This is a genomic window from Methanoregula sp. (assembly GCF_041645475.1).
GTDB lineage: Archaea > Halobacteriota > Methanomicrobia > Methanomicrobiales > Methanospirillaceae > Methanoregula.
The window spans coordinates 159,136-174,045 of record NZ_JBAZQA010000004.1 but is presented as its reverse complement, the minus strand read 5'-3'; the positions used below and the strand labels follow the sequence as shown (position 1 = coordinate 174,045).

Genomic DNA, 14,910 nt, shown 5'->3' with positions numbered 1-14,910 from the left:
CTTCGATGTGAAATTCTGCGAGGTTAATCCGGTTATGTCTGGCACATTTTGATTATCGCTGTACTAAGATATATTTCTAAGTATTACTTTATTCAAAACTCGGATATGTTACTGCGAAAGGTCGGTTATATTTTTTCAGCCGCACCTTGATTAAAAAAATATGAGCAGGGGATGAGGGGGGGATTGAAGATTTTTTGCGGAGATTGATTGCGATCTTTTTTTGTGCAAACACGATGTGGGTTTTGCCCGCAGCGGTTTTTACGATAAAAAAAGGCTGACGCAGATTGCGACATCTGTTCCTGAAAAAAACAGGAATGAGCCTGCCGGGACAACTATTCCCGATCACACCTTCCCGATCTATCCTGATGCACCGACCAGAAAACCGGTGGGCTTTTCAGAGCGAGATTTTTGGCTTGTAAACCAGGTTCCCGACAACAAGACCGACTGCGAGGGTTATTGCCACGATAAACATGTGGGTGAATTCAGAAATGCCGAGAGCCGTGCTGCCGGCAGATATGGCCACCAGCCCGCGGAAGCCGATACTCCCGCTGACCATGAAGACGAACGCGGGAAGAATGACAATGGACGTGGGGCGGTTGGTCCTGTCTGCCCAGATATTGGCAAAGATCATCGCAAGAGCCGTTCCAAGGAAGTTCCCCATATCGCTGCCCTGGATATGGATGCCCAGCACAATCCCGGCACAGGCAACCGCACAGCACGCGAGAGCCCAGAAGAGATCCCGTGGCGGTGTCTGGAAGGCGATGATAAGCCCTGCTGCCAGCAGCATGGCGAACGGCCAGACCCAGACGGGACTGATGGATCCTGCTGCCACGGTATGGGATGGCATGAGGACCCCGACCAGGGTGACTCCCAGCCAGGACCCGGCAAAGAGGAGAGCCAGGCAGATCAGGCCGTTGACAAGGTTGGCAATGCCGGAAATGTAATGGTTTGTGGTCAGTTCTATGACGCCTACGCTGATGGAGAATCCCGGGATAAGGTAAATGATAGCCGAGAGCGTCACGAGGTACACATTTGTCCCCGGTACCAGGACGCCGGCCAGGGCCGAGAGCGCACCCGCGACCAGGGCGCACAAAAACGGTGTCCAGTTGGCAAACCGCCCCGAGTAATGTCCCGAGTACGTCACCATGAAAAAAATGACCAGGCTGAACAGGGTTGCAAGCAGAATATCCAGCCAGCTTCCCTGGAGGAACCCGGCAAAACCTGCGCCGCACAGGGCAAAGGCAAGGGCAACCATCCAGCTCCGGTAGGGCGGGGGCATTGCATCGATCTCATCGAGAATTTCGGTTGCCCGATCAAGGCTGACCCGGCCATCTTCAACGTCATTTACCAGCTCGCCAACTTTCGCGAGTTTGGCCAGATCAAATCCGGTTCCTGATAACTGAACCAGGTGCTGTTTCTGCCAGAGATCGTCATCCCTCTTCATAAAAGTAAACGAGAGACTGGTTGGCGCAGATGAGAAAATCCCCCGGTACCCGAGAGCGGTTGTGACGCGGGAGAGGTACGACTCAAGGCGTCTGGCATGGGGGCCATAGCCATGAGTCAGCGTCCCGAGACGGATCACGAACCTGCAGGCAGATTCAAATTTTAATTCTTCTTCACCGTCAGTATCCGGCATAATCTCTCCCTCAATGGTATCTGGAACCTCTCGTAGTATGGTAATTGTCGGGCACGTCTGCTTACAGGGTGTTTTTATAGATCGTTCCGGCCTTCATGATGACCTGGATATTTCTGTTGTCCGTGATTGCGGTAATCTCCTTAAGGGGATCTTTTCCCAGGATAAGGATATCAGCAAACGCCTGCTCGGATATCTCACCCAGGTTGCCGGACTGGTTCAGCACTTCGGCATTGATCTTCGTTGCCGAGATGATCGTGTCGATAGGCTTCTCAATCGTGGAACGCAGCGTGAATTCATTGATCTGCTCTTCCCAGAGCGGTCCCAGCAGATCGGTCCCAAAACCGATTTTTATCCCGTGTCTCCTGGCGATCTTAACTGCCTCCAGTGCCTGTACCCGCACGGAGCCCAGCTTTTTGATACTTTCTTCAGGGAACTGGTAATCGGCGCCCCTTCTTGCGAGCGCGTCGTAGGTGATAATGGTCGGGATCAGGTAAGCTCCCTTCTCCTTCATCATCACGGCAGTCTCTTCATCGAGCAGGTTGCCATGCTCAATGCTCCTGACACCATACTTCAGGCATATCTGGATGGCTTTTGGTGAGAGCACATGGGCGGCAATGTAGGTGCTCTTGGCCTGTGCCTCTTCATAAATGGCTGTTAGTTCCTCCCCGCTGAATTGTGTATCGGTGAGACGATCATCCGGTGACGCAACTCCTCCGGCTGCCATGATCTTGATGAAGGAGGCATTTTTCCGAAGTTCCGATCGGCAGGCTCGACGCACTTCGGTGACCCCGTCAGCAATCTGGCCGATGGTGGTTGCCGATGACTGCATGGGTGCGCCATACTCGCCATCATAGGTCATTGCCCGGAAATCCCCGTGTCCCCCCGTCTGGCTCAGGGCCCGCCCGCAATAAAACAGTCGTGATCCTTTTACCATCCCGTTGTTCACTGCCATAGCGAGTCCAAAGTCGGCCCCGCCCACATCCCGCATTGTGGTGAACCCTCTGAGCAATGCATCAGCGAGGTTTTTCGCTGCGCAGCAGGTTGTATAGGTGATGGGCAACTGAGGCGTTGCAAGGTCCACGGTCGCAGAGGTGATATGCACGTGTGCATCGATCAGACCGGGGATAATATATTTTCCCGCGGCATCGATGACCACATCACCTTTTTCGCCGGTAACGGGCGAATCCGCAAGGCCGGTGATTTTGTCGGATTCGATGACAATGTTCTTTTTCTCATACTGTGACGTGTGGACATTCAGGACCTGGCCATTATTGATGATAGTTTTCACTGTTCCCTCTCCTTTGTTTCCGGTTCACAACGGTACCGGAGTTGCCTGACACCCGATTGTCTGAACAGCACCAGTGATGTGACGTATACCCCCTCTTGATCTGGTTCCTACAAATAGCCTTTGAAAAGATCGTCGGAACTATTGCCGCTGTTTCTGGGCCCCTCTCTGCGGGAATCTGCTCCGCCACAATAAGAACATACTTTATGCCCGTGAAGCTACCTCCCATTATGAGAGAGCATATCAGGAACAATGAGTCTGCGGGACACCGTTCCGTTGTTGCGGAGATAACGGTAATCATGAAGGAGATAATTGCCGCAGCAGAAAAGGCAGATGCCGATAGGACGTTCTCGTACCTGACAGCCGATCCGGATGCGGTATTCTTCCAGGACAACATGCATTACACCCGAAACTTGCTCCTCTCCCACTTTCGCGAGAAATACCAGCGTTTGCAGTCCCAGAAGTTCCATATCTCGCATTCGGAGACGATCGAACTCGGCCCCGAGTCCGCGTTATGGATCGGGTATGGTGAAGGACGGACCGAGACGAAAGCCGGGGAATCGACAGCCTCATCCTTTACCGAGACGTGGATCTGGCAGAAGATCGAGGGCCGGTGGACCGCAACGCACTACCATGGATAGACCGGATACGAATGATACTGTGATGCGGCTTGAACTTCCCCCGCAGGCAAAAAGAATTATTTTCCCGTTCTGAGGATGGGAACGGAAATCACAAGGTGACTCCCCCGGAAAAAATCCCCTCCCGATCCGTTCCGCTACCTGTATATCCCTGCCAGTCCATCTTCTCCTGATCCCGATGCAGAAGAAAAATGGAGTTCTCATCCTGCTCTTTCTTGTCATACTGGCATCCCTCGGATTCCTTGCAGCCGAATCCGGGTCCAGCCCCGCAATTGCCGGGCTCTTCTCCCGCTCGCCCACGGCAGTACCGGGAACCCCGGTCATATCCTCCTCCTCCCCGTACACCCTCTTCATCGAACCCGATAACGGGAGGGGGCCCATCCTTGACGCCATCAACTCCGCCGAGCGGTCCGTCAACCTCACCATCTACAACCTGAACGACAAGAAGACCATGGCAGCGCTCGAGAACGCCTCGGTTCGCGGGGTTGCGGTCCGGGTCATCTATGACGGGGGCAAGGATCCCGAATCCAATGTGACCGACCGGAACCTGCCCCGCATGCAGGAGCTGGAAGCGTACGGGGTTCTCACCCGGCCCGGCCCCGCGGTCTTCCCCAAAACCCACCAGAAGACCTTCACCATCGACGGGAAGTACTCGCTCATCATGACCTGCAACCTGAAACCCGACACCTTCACGTCGACCCGGGATTTCATCATCCGGACCGACAACCTCACGGAGGTTGAGGAGATCGAGGAAGTCTTCGATGCCGACTGGAACAACCGGACCGCAACGTATCATGTCCCGACCCTGGTCTGGAGCCCGGACCATGCCCGGGCAACGATCCTGTCGCTTATCGAAGGTGCCCGTTCGGACATCATCATCTACAACGAGAATCTGGAGGACCCGCTGGTTGTGGAGAACCTGAGCCGTGCGGCAAAGCGGGGCGTATCGGTCCGTATCCTCATCGCCGATCCTGCCGAAGGCGGGAAGAAGCGGCTCAAGGCCGCTGAACAGCTGGCCGGTAGCGGGGTCTCTATCCGGCAGGGGACCTCATATTACATCCATGCCAAGGTGCTCATCGCCGATTACGGCACCGTCGCGCAGCGGGCCTTTGCCGGGTCCCAGAACTTCGAGACCCAGCACCTGGATACGGACCGGGAACTCGGGATCCTTCTTGCGGATCCCGCAACTCTCTCGAAAATCCAGGCAACCTTTGAGGATGACTGGAACACACGATCGGAACCGATCCCATTCCCACCCCAATAAAAAACCCGCTCCTCCAGCTGACCCCCCCACCCCCATGCAGGGGGGGTCCGATCGTTTTAAAAAATAAACGAGGGGGTGGTCCCCCGGGCACCCCCCGCCTCAATTATGAGTAACACCTCCTTTTGTGCAACCGCCTGTCTGGCATTTCGTGTGGTCCCCCGGCGTGGTCGTAAGAATCGCATGGTTCCCACAATTGAGTAAGAGGAACTGCCGGGCCTGAATGGTTGGGGGGGTAGTCAGCATACCCCCCCCGGGGTCAGGGAGGGGGGTTCGCCCGGTTGTGAAAAAAAATGGAGGGGGGGTTGGTGGGGACCCCCCCTTGTTTTCCCGCAGGTGAATTAAAAAAAGGCAGCCCGGAAGAAACCGGGCCGGTTACTTTCTTGCCCGGAGCTCCCGCTCCATATCAGCAAGCCCGGTCTTCACCTGTTCGTCGCTCATACCCGGGTCCCTGAAACGGGTGAACCGCTCGCATACCAGGTCGGGGCACTTCCCGCAGTGCGGAAGCTTGCGCTCCGTGGTGCAGCAGGAATAGACGGGGCAGGCATCCGCGTCCACAAACGCGGTCCAGAACGGCTTGCCCTTCGTTGCCTCGCATCCAGGGCACTCCTTCTCATGGTGCTCGCATCCGGTACAGGAATAGCCGCAGACAGTCTCGATTTTCTTTGTCATACCTCCGGATTGTGGCCCGGGCAGCATAAAAGAAGAGCCTGCGGGGTGCGAAAGTAACCCTGCGGGAAGCCGGACCAGGACAAGAAAAAAGATTATTTCCCTGCCTGCTCGGTGAGGAATTCCCTGGCCAGGTACGGCTCAACAAAATCCCGGTACTCCTCCGGCGTCAGGATCTCCTTTGCTTTGGGGACTACGGTCTCTACCGACTGGAAATGCTTCTCCATCCCCTCGCAGGGAAACGAACTGCACTCCCCGCAGTGGGCTATCTTCTTTTCGAGCACGCATGTCCGTGTCGGGCAGGCACCCCCGATACGGTGGGGGTGGTTCTCGTCCGGCTCAAGGCAGCCGTCGCAGCAGAGAGCTTCGGGCGGGATGGCAAGCCCGTAGAGTTTCTGCCACCCTTCGCTCACCCGCTTCCGGTCGGCATCGGTCCTGGCGTTCATCTTATACGATGGGCAACTGCTGCAGTGAAACCCGCAGCATGCCCGGATATCCGGCTGATCGGTTCTGGGCAATGCCCTGCCTGTGGCCTTTTTCATGGTCATACCAGATCGTGGGAAGAAAAACAAAATATAAAATAAGGTAATTCCAGTATACTCACAGGATACACATCATGAGAAAGGACGAGATCGAGGAACGGATCGTGCAGATCGAGAAGACCCTCCGCGAACTGCAGGCAGGTCAGCGGCAGACGAGCGACGCGGTCATTGCCGAGCTGCGGTCCTTCCAGGGGCTCATCATCGAGGAGCGGATCGAGTCCATGCGCCAGCAGATGGCAGAGAGCCACCAGCGACTCCTTCTCGATTTCATCCTCTCCACTGCAAGGCGGGAGTTCGATACGGTCTGCCCGGATCCCTGCTCGCTCTTCAACCGGTCGGAGTGCATTGACTTCTTTCTCTGCCGGCTCAAGGACACTGCCGAGCGCATGGACCCGGATGAGGCGGAGCGGTTCCTTTCAGCCCAGGTACAGCAGGATAAGGAGCTGCTCGTCCGCTACCCGGAACTGGACCGGCCTCCCTGCCGGTCCTGTTACGACACCTATTGTCAGGAGCGCGACTCCCTGATGCAGGCCGTTGGCAGGCTCTCGGCAACGCGGCAGGTGCTCCGCCAGAAGAAACCGGATATGTACATTGCCGATCTGCCCGACGGGCAGGTCATCTCTACCCTCATCGAACCGCTCTCCCACCCCGTCCGCTTTGCCATGCTCAAGGCACTCTTCAGCGGCAGCATGTCCTACTCGGAGCTGAGCGCCCTGACCGGCTACAAGGGCGGGCATCTCCTCTTCCACGTGACAAGACTGGTCGAGGCCGGCCTTGTCGTCAAGACCGAACCGGCGGGGCTTTACAGCCTTACTGAAAAAGGGATGGCGGTCATGACTCTTGTCAAAAATCTCTATTGCTGCTGAACGGCAGGCCGGTTAACGGCAACGGCATGGCTCTCCCCCTCATCATCTCCCTTTGATCCAAAAAGAGGGGGAACGGAATTCCCGTCTCACCGGCCCCGGACCGTGCCCCGGGCATACGAAGCAGCGATCCCGATGAGTGCGAGGATGAAGAAGACGCCAAATGCGATATTGACGCTCTGCTGCAGCTGGGGATAAACATCGGGCGATATTTGGACCGTCCCGATGATGGCGGAGAAGACGAGCATCGCAATCGCAAGGCTGAGCATCTGGCCGATGGCTCTCATGGTCGAGACCATCCCGGACGCCAGCCCGAGATGCCGTATCTCCACGGAACTCATGATGGCATTCGTGTTCGGCGACGAGAAGAGGCCGTACCCGAGGCCGAGGATGGCGAGCCCTGCGATGATGACCATTAGCGGGGTTGAAGGCGAGAGGAACATCAGGATGCCGAGGCCGGCCGTGGTGAGGGCCATGCCGGCCGTTGCAAGGATCCGGGGTTCGATCCTGTCCGAGAAGTGACCTGCGGCAGGGGAGACGATCACCTGGACAACCGGCTGGGCGATGAGGATGAGGCCGACGGTCTGGGGATCAATGCCCCGGTTGAACTGCAGGTACAGGCTTAAGAGGAACCCTACGGCAAAGACCACGGCATAGTTGATCAGGGCTGCAAGGTTGGAGAAGAGGAAGACCGGGTTCGACCTGAAAAGTGCGATGTCTACCATCGGTGCCGTAATGCGCTGCTCCCACCAGAGGAAGAGGAGCAGGACGATGAGGCCGAGCGCCATCCAGAGGATGCCGGTGGCAGACGGCAGCAGGGTGAGGCCATAGATGCAGCCGAACAGCATCACGCCGTACAGTCCTGCCCCGGCCAGATCGAAACGCCGGTCTCCGGTCTCCGCCCATTCACCGGGAATAAAGAGCAGGGTGAGGATGATCACCAGGACTGCGAGAGGAACATTGACAAGGAAGATGCTCTGCCAGCCGATGTTCTGGGTGAGGATCCCGCCGATGAAGGGCCCAAGCGAGAGGCCGGCGTACACGGTAGCGGTGATGATCCCGATGGCTTTTCCCCGCTCGCCCGGGGGAAAGACGGTGGTGACTATCGCAATCGAGGTGGAGAAGACCATTGCTCCCCCGAGTGCCTGGATGATCCGGGCGATGATGATGACCTGGCCGGACCACGAGAGGGCTGCAAGGAGCGATCCTGCTGCGAAGAGGATGTTTCCGAGGATGAAGAACCGTTTCCTCCCGTACATGTCGGCCAGTTTGCCGAACGGCACGATGAAGATCGCAGCCGTGAGCAGGTACGCCGACGTTACCCAGCCGAGCATTACGGCATCGAGGCCAAACGCGGCGCTGATGGCGGGGAGGGCTACGTTTAAGGACGAGACGGTATACGGGACGAGGAAGGATGCCAGGGAGGCAACGAGCAGAAGAATGTGCTTCTCTTTGTCCTCGTTCATGTAAAAGAGATATTGCATCTGAAGAATGATGAGGGTATGGATCTTTTCTGCATTGGGCGGGTTATGAACCCGGAAGAATCCTTCGCACCCACCTGCTATTGACGGATGCGGGCTGCCAAATCTCAATATTTAGTATTCGTATTGCATTCATTTTAGGGGTTAGAATCGGTTCTGAATGCCCGCTAATTTCAGAATAATACGGAATCGAATGATTTATTCAGAAATATGAAAATTGGAGTTCAAATTTTTGAAAATCCAATTTCTGGAAGTTGGCTACAAGAATTTTCATTATGGCATCAAAAAGTACACCTAAAATAAATCAATGGATTGCTACATTTGAAACAATCAAGAATCATCAAGACCCGCGAGAAGCACAACGAGAATATACTCGACAAATTTAGAGAGAGAATATAGCCCAAAGATTGCGAAGGGAAAGGAAATTCAATGTTGGGTTATAAAGAAAAATTATAATTTTTGATATTGTGTCTATTTATTTTTCCTTTTCATAATGCACTTCATCCCTGCGTGTTAAAAAGAGAAAAACCCCAAATATGACCGCCAAAACAAAAATGGAGAATAAAAATGGTATTAGTATGACTGGAAAACTAAATCCTTGAACGGTAAAAAGTGTAGGATATGATGTTGTTACATTTTTAATAGTAATACTATATTTTGGAAATGTTGCTTCCGATAATACGCTGGATGATGCAAAAACAAAAGCAAAGGCTGCCATTATTACAGATAACATGCTGATTTGAGCAGATTGATAAGAAGTTATTCTCCATTTAGGATCTTCGGAATTGGCATTTTGCACTCCTAATATTGGACATTGATGCGAATTTTCAATAAATTCATATCCACAAAAATGACATTTTACAGCATCCTTTGGTAATCTGGTACCACATTTTGGACATATCATAAAATTACATGGATATTTGATGTATATAATGGTAAAATGATGTTGTATCTTCCGTTCTAGTGATTTGTCATCAAAACGGATTTTGAGCGACCTTTAATTTTATAGAATGCAATAAAGCACTCTAATGGAGCCGAAATGTAATTCAGATTTTGGCAAATATGAAACTATAACAGATAGGGATTTTTTAGACCAATCTTAGCCCAAAACCTCGCATCACAAATTTCAAATCTCGATATCAGAGAAAGGTGAGCGGGTTGAGTTCAGGTTCGGTTTTCCCCCCGGTTTTGAGCTGCCTGATAAGCGCAAGTTCCCGTTTGAGCCCGAGTTCCCTGCCAAAGACCTCTGCCTGCGCCAGCTTATCGGCCGTGATGGCATACATATCCGGGAGCACATCGGAAGCGGCATGATAGAGGAGCGCTTCGGAAATAAATGTCTGGACAATGCCCCACCGGGATGAGATCTGACAATAGATCTCAAACGCATTTGCATATTTTGCGGTCAGGTTTTTCGGGAGGGGTTTGTCAAACCGCTCGTAAGCAATACGAGCCAGCTCGCATTCCCCGACAAGGCAGCCTGCAAACCAGGTGATATTCCGGATCCGCTGGGATGCAGCTTTTGCCTCTTCGAATCTCTTCTCCGCCCCGGCAAGATATTCCCCTGCCGCATCGGGAGGTGCAGCAAATGCACGTGCCCGCATGAGTTCCCCCCTCTCGGGAAGGAGCATGACAAGACTCCGGGAAATGCTGCTGCCGGAAACCCGTTCTGCTTCTTCATAACATGCCTCAGCCTCATCGAATTTCCCGATCACCCGGTGGACTGAGCCAATCCGGCGAATGATGTCTGACCGGAGTTCCATTACATCAGGATCCTTAATTGCGGGATCTGCGGAGGTGCAGAGCGCCAGCGCCTGCCTGAAGCGCCCCTGGACAAACAACAAGTCCGCGTCCCCCATGAGGAGTTCCGCCTCGCCGGCGCCGAACAGGCTTTTCGCTTTTGCAAAAGGGGTTGCTCCTTTCATCTGGCCGTCTTTTAGGAACGCCTCTTTTGCCCCTGCAAAATCATTGAGGTCCAGGAGGATGTGCCCTTCCGAGATTCTCTGGCCTGACAGGATCGCAGGTAGATCGAGTCCCTGCTCCCCGGCAAGAGCCACTCCCCTGCGGAATGCCCTGAAGGCCTCCGGGTACCGGTCGAGAATATGGAAGAAGGCCGCATACCAGAAGCACAGCTGAATCTCCCGCTCCTCATCCGGGGCTGTTGCCACGAACCGGAGGAAGTCCCGGGCAACCAGGGCATCGATATCGCTTGCCGGCACCTTCCCCTCGTAGATATCCTCGTAGATAGTCTCAAGGCAGTCTCCGATGGCAGTCTTGTTACCCAGGAGTTTCTGGAAGGCGGCAAAATCGTCTTCTACCTGGTGGCTGCGCTCGGTTCGCTCGCCAACGGCAGAAATAAACCTCGGCTGGGGGAGCAGGGCATCCCCCCCGGCTGCCATCTGGGAGATCTCGTGGAGGAGGATGGTTAATTCAAGGAGTTCCTTGCCCGGCTTGTCCCGGCACCGGACAAGGACGTACTTGTTGAAGATCCACGGGCGGCGGATGTAGTAGTAGGGATTGGTGCGTTCGCTGCCTGCCCGTGCAAGTATGCCCCGGGAGATCAGGACGTCGAGGCGTTTGCGGAGTGCGGATTCGGTGATGTTCTTTCCTCCGGTTCCGCACCCCGGGGTATTGACCATATCCAGGATCTGGCGGAGGCGGAGGGGGCCGTCATACAGGGCAAGGAGGGTCTGCCTGCCGGCGCCGGAGAGGTTCTCCTCTTCCACCATCCGCTGGAACATAATCGGGTCCGGGTACATTGGTACGTACTAGTTCAGGAGAGAACTATTTAAATTCGTTTTTTGCCCGCCTGCGGCTGCTCCGTTCCTTAGGGAATGGAAAAAATCATCCCCTTTTTTTCCAACTTCCTGCCCCTTATACCCGCGTGTATGAAACCAGTCTCTGCAACAACCGATCAAGGAGAATTTTCATGCAGATCAATTGCTTTGGACCTGAGGGAAAAACAGGGATCTCCATCACCGGAAAACCCGGCCGCCGGATGACACCGGACATTATCAGAAACGCCTCAGGTTTTCCTGCAAAACCCCGCCTCCCCGGCATATATCTTCTTCAAACCCCGGACTGCGCCGGCTTAATCGTCCCCCGCCAGCCCCGGAGCGCAACAACGCGGGGAGTACCGGTTGTCCCAGCAGGGTGCAAAGAGCGTGTGGACATGGTCCCCCCGGTGAGCGGCTCCGGGCGGGTTCCTGCCCCATGCCCCGCAAATCCCGGATCCCCCCCCGGGAAGGTGCCGGTGGGGTTGCATGAACAAGCCGGGAGCAGTTGTCATCGTTGACGGTTTTACCGTCACGGGCCGGCTTCTCACGTCCCGATTCCGGGCACAGGGGATCTCCTGCATCGGGGTACTCAGCACTAAAGAGCTCCAGACAGAGGACCTGCAGCGGCATTCCGGCAACGCCGGCCTGCAGGAAGCCCTGTTCGAGAAAACGATTGTGTTTACCGGCGATCCCGGCGCGGTCCTCCGCGAACTTGACGACTATGCCGTGATAGGTATCATTCCCGGGAGCGGGACGGGGCTCCTGCTTGCAGACACCCTGAGCGAACGCATGAACCTCTGCACGAACGGGACGCGGCGATCCGCTGCAAGGTTCAACAAGTTCCAGATGCAGCAGACCTTAATCGATGCGGGCGTCCCGACAAAGGAGTTCATACTTGCCTCCGACGAGATCGATCTCCTTGCATGGTACAGGTCCCGCAGGTTTGGGGAGATTGTCATAAAACCGGCGAACTGTGCATCGGGAATGGAAATCCTATACTGCACTTCAGAACAAGAAGTGCTCCAGGCATTCCGGAAACTCCTTACGACAATGCATGAGAACGGGGAGAAAAATGCCGCGGTGCTGGTCGAGGAGTGCCTGGTCGGGACAGAATATTGCGTGGACACGGTCTCCCGTGACGGGAAACACCGCCTGGCCGGGATTCGTACGTGCAGGAATGACGTGCCCGCCAGCCATACGGGAGACCGGGCCCGGGAGCAGGACACGCCGGATGAGGAACAGACCGAGGTGATCCGGTATACGGTCAGTGCCCTTGAAGCGCTCCGGATCCGGTACGGGGCTGCCAGTACGCGGATCATGATGACCGGAAAAGGCCCGCTCCTGCTCAATACCATGGCATGGATGCATGGGGGAACGCCTCCCTGTCCTGTCGCGGGCGATGCCACTCACCGCAAGGCAGACCTGGTGGTTGAAGCCTATTGTGATCCCGAAGGGTTCAAGCGATCTTCGGTGCTTCCCGCACCCGGATCGGGATCCGTCAACAAACCCCTGGAGTGAACGACACCGGGCCGAAGGGATGACAAGACCTGCGTGCCCGGTAGCATCCCAGAATCCGGGCAGATGTGACTGCAACCGGCCGTGTGGAATAATCTCCCGCGTTATTTTCCAATATCCCGTCCTTTTTATTCCCCCGCACCAACCTCGTGATCAGATCCGGGAAGACCCGGGCTGGAATGAGTGACCGTGAACGCAGACCATGACCGGGTGAAATCCGGGATCAGGAAAGCCACCTCCCGCTGCTCTTCCGGGCAGCCCGCAACGCCCCGGTCGCTTTCGGCATTATGGGAACCCTTCCATGGGACTGCCGTCATTTTCCCTGAGGTGCCGGCAGGCTCCCTCCTCCAGAGCAACGAAATCATCATGCATTTCCGACTCCCCCTCAATCCAAAAACCCGGTGAGATGCCACGGGAACAGGAATATTTTCCTGTCTCTCTTTTTTCCGTTTTTTCCCGTGCGGGCATCCGTCATCCCCTGCACAAGTACCGTCGTCTCCCTGCCACTTCGACCACAAAGCACTCAAACCTCCGTTCCATAACCTTTTGAACATCATGTCATTACCACCGTTTTTTTACCAGATTTTCGAGTCTCTTCCCCGCCAGGGGCCGGGCTGTGCAGGTGCGACAAAGAAAGTGTTCTCATTTATTCCCCCTCTCCCCGGAGATGCTGCCATTCTTGACGTGGGATGCGGGAGCGGCACGCAGACACGGGATCTCGCAAAGCTCACGACCGGCACGATCACTGCTGTCGACAACCACCAGCCGTTCCTGGACGCGATCGATACATGGACAGAACAGGCCGGCATGACACACCGGGTCAAAACGGTCTGTGCCTCCATGGACACCCTGCCCTTTGACAAAGGATCGTTCGATCTCATCTGGTCCGAAGGGGCCATCTTCATTGTCGGGTTCGAGCAGGGTCTCAACCTCTGGAAGCCCCTCCTGAAAAAGGGCGGGTACATGGTCGTGTCCGATGCCGACTGGTTCGAAGCAAATCCCCCGGAAGAGCTCATGAAATGGTGGGAGAGCGTGGGATACGTCCCCGTACCCGAAGAGGAGATGAAGGAGCGGGTCAGGTGGGCCGGGCTCCGGCTCGTCGCAACATACCGGCTGCCGGAAGCCGGGTGGTGGGATAACTACCATGTCCCGATGCTTGCCCGGATCGCGGAACTCCGGAAAACGCACGGATCGGATCCCGGCAACGCCGCCCTCCTCGATGCACTGGAACACGAGGCGGACATGTACCGGCAGTACAAGCGCTATTACGGGTATACGTTCTTCGTGATGCAGAATCCGTAAAGGCGAACGGGGGATTTTCCTGGCGGAAACCTCCCTCCGTGCACGGACTTACTCCTGCATCCTCCGGAAGCCGGCAACAAGTATCATCGCACCGGCAACGAGAACGGGCAACAGTGGACCGCTCGGGGACTTGTGAGGGGCTGCGGATTCCTCCTCCCGACCCATGGCAAGGGGAGTCCTGTCTTTCTCTGAGAGTACGCGGATGTGATAATCTGCACAGGGGCAGGCTTTCCCCTCCATACCGCCGGCATCGTACCCCCCGATAAACTGGATCGTTATCGTTGTGTTGTCGCGGGTATCGGAATAACGGCAAACCTTTCCCGTGGCAAGAACGACCGACCTGCTGAATTCCGCATCCTTCCTCACGGACGTATTTGCAAGGGTGTCCCTCGGAAATGTAGCGTAATCATAAGCGTGCGGTGCAGACCCGGAGAGCCGGTAGTCCACCCGGTAGCCCGCATCGAGGGGTGTATCCACATACCCGGGATCGCCGAACAGCTCCGTGCTGACAAGGGTTCCGTTGTCCCCGTGTGCAAGGCTCTGTATGGTGTACCACTGGCGGATATTGTGTGTGTCTCTGGAGGGGACGATATATCCCGAAGACGGGTCGGTGATCTGGAAGATCCAGTCTTTGAAGACCGCTTCAACAACCTCGCCCGGTTTTACCCGGGAAAAAATCTCCCTGTTGGGCACGCGGCCCACAAAAAGCCCGGTGACATTATACCGGCACGAATAGCGTTCACAATCCGCACGGAGGGTCACGGTGTGGGCGCTCTCATTCATCTCAACAACAGAACCCCTGATGATGACAGGGATCGGTGTTGCGGAGGCAGGATCTGCCAGAAACAGCAGGACGATACACGCAGCAGCGATGATGATGTAATATTTTGGGATCATGGGGATTCCCCGGCATTTTCATTTTGTTGCTTTTATGTAATTTATCG

General features: G+C 55.4%; 14 protein-coding genes. 5 read left to right on the top strand and 9 right to left on the bottom strand.

Annotation, left to right across the window (positions count from 1 at the left end):
• Nucleotides 1-394: 394 nt before the first annotated feature.
• Both WC598_RS05735 and WC598_RS05730 read right to left on the bottom strand, forming a co-directional pair.
• Entirely contained in the window at nt 395-1,636 is a 1,242-nt protein-coding gene (locus WC598_RS05735; protein ID WP_372960523.1) for a threonine/serine exporter ThrE family protein, read from the bottom strand.
• A 61-nt stretch (nt 1,637-1,697) separates the two neighbouring features.
• A complete protein-coding gene (locus tag WC598_RS05730; RefSeq protein WP_372960522.1) occupies nt 1,698-2,924 on the bottom strand; it encodes an amidohydrolase family protein in 1,227 nt (408 codons plus the stop codon).
• 227 nt (nt 2,925-3,151) lie between these two features.
• Between WC598_RS05730 and WC598_RS05725 the strand changes: the two genes are divergently transcribed.
• Entirely contained in the window at nt 3,152-3,562 is a 411-nt protein-coding gene (locus WC598_RS05725; protein ID WP_372960521.1) for a DUF4440 domain-containing protein, read from the top strand.
• Nucleotides 3,563-3,737: 175 nt separating this feature from the next.
• On the top strand, nt 3,738-4,823 hold the full coding sequence (locus WC598_RS05720; RefSeq protein WP_372960520.1) for a phosphatidylserine/phosphatidylglycerophosphate/cardiolipin synthase family protein: 1,086 nt from the start codon (nt 3,738-3,740) through the stop codon (nt 4,821-4,823).
• Between the two features lie 372 nt (nt 4,824-5,195).
• Here the strand turns inward: WC598_RS05720 and WC598_RS05715 are convergent, their stop codons facing one another.
• The gene (locus tag WC598_RS05715) at nt 5,196-5,492 is read right to left on the bottom strand and encodes a DUF3795 domain-containing protein (protein ID WP_372960519.1); all 297 of its coding nucleotides are present in this window, start codon (nt 5,490-5,492) and stop codon (nt 5,196-5,198) included.
• A gap of 92 nt (nt 5,493-5,584) precedes the next feature.
• Nucleotides 5,585-6,031 carry a DUF3795 domain-containing protein gene (locus WC598_RS05710; RefSeq protein ID WP_372960518.1) on the bottom strand — a complete coding sequence of 149 codons (447 nt, stop codon included), beginning with the start codon at nt 6,029-6,031 and terminating at the stop codon, nt 5,585-5,587.
• Between the two features lie 74 nt (nt 6,032-6,105).
• Here WC598_RS05710 and WC598_RS05705 point away from each other — a divergent pair, with 74 nt between their 5' ends.
• On the top strand, nt 6,106-6,897 hold the full coding sequence (locus tag WC598_RS05705; protein WP_372960517.1) for a winged helix-turn-helix domain-containing protein: 792 nt from the start codon (nt 6,106-6,108) through the stop codon (nt 6,895-6,897).
• Nucleotides 6,898-6,983: 86 nt separating this feature from the next.
• On the opposite strand, the gene WC598_RS05700 is transcribed toward WC598_RS05705, so the two are convergent.
• The 3 genes from WC598_RS05700 to WC598_RS05690 form a co-directional block, all read right to left on the bottom strand.
• On the bottom strand, nt 6,984-8,360 hold the full coding sequence (locus WC598_RS05700) for an MFS transporter (RefSeq protein ID WP_372960516.1): 1,377 nt from the start codon (nt 8,358-8,360) through the stop codon (nt 6,984-6,986).
• Between the two features lie 490 nt (nt 8,361-8,850).
• Nucleotides 8,851-9,279 (bottom strand): zinc ribbon domain-containing protein, encoded by a 429-nt coding sequence (locus WC598_RS05695; RefSeq protein ID WP_372960515.1) that lies wholly within the window; start codon nt 9,277-9,279, stop codon nt 8,851-8,853.
• A 235-nt stretch (nt 9,280-9,514) separates the two neighbouring features.
• Complete coding sequence (locus WC598_RS05690) at nt 9,515-11,131, bottom strand: hypothetical protein (protein WP_372960514.1); 1,617 nt, start codon at nt 11,129-11,131, stop codon at nt 9,515-9,517.
• Between the two features lie 504 nt (nt 11,132-11,635).
• Here WC598_RS05690 and WC598_RS05685 point away from each other — a divergent pair.
• Nucleotides 11,636-12,667: an ATP-grasp domain-containing protein gene (locus WC598_RS05685; RefSeq protein WP_372960513.1), complete on the top strand. Its 1,032-nt coding sequence runs from the start codon at nt 11,636-11,638 to the stop codon at nt 12,665-12,667.
• A gap of 125 nt (nt 12,668-12,792) precedes the next feature.
• Here WC598_RS05685 and WC598_RS05680 read toward each other — a convergent pair whose 3' ends face one another.
• Complete coding sequence (locus tag WC598_RS05680) at nt 12,793-13,032, bottom strand: hypothetical protein (RefSeq protein ID WP_372960512.1); 240 nt, start codon at nt 13,030-13,032, stop codon at nt 12,793-12,795.
• A gap of 187 nt (nt 13,033-13,219) precedes the next feature.
• Here WC598_RS05680 and WC598_RS05675 point away from each other — a divergent pair, with 187 nt between their 5' ends.
• Nucleotides 13,220-13,966, top strand: coding sequence for a class I SAM-dependent methyltransferase (locus WC598_RS05675; RefSeq protein WP_372960511.1), 747 nt, complete (start codon nt 13,220-13,222; stop codon nt 13,964-13,966).
• Between the two features lie 48 nt (nt 13,967-14,014).
• Here the strand turns inward: WC598_RS05675 and WC598_RS05670 are convergent, their stop codons facing one another.
• Entirely contained in the window at nt 14,015-14,863 is an 849-nt protein-coding gene (locus tag WC598_RS05670; protein ID WP_372960510.1) for a hypothetical protein, read from the bottom strand.
• Between the last annotated feature and the right edge of the window lie 47 nt (nt 14,864-14,910).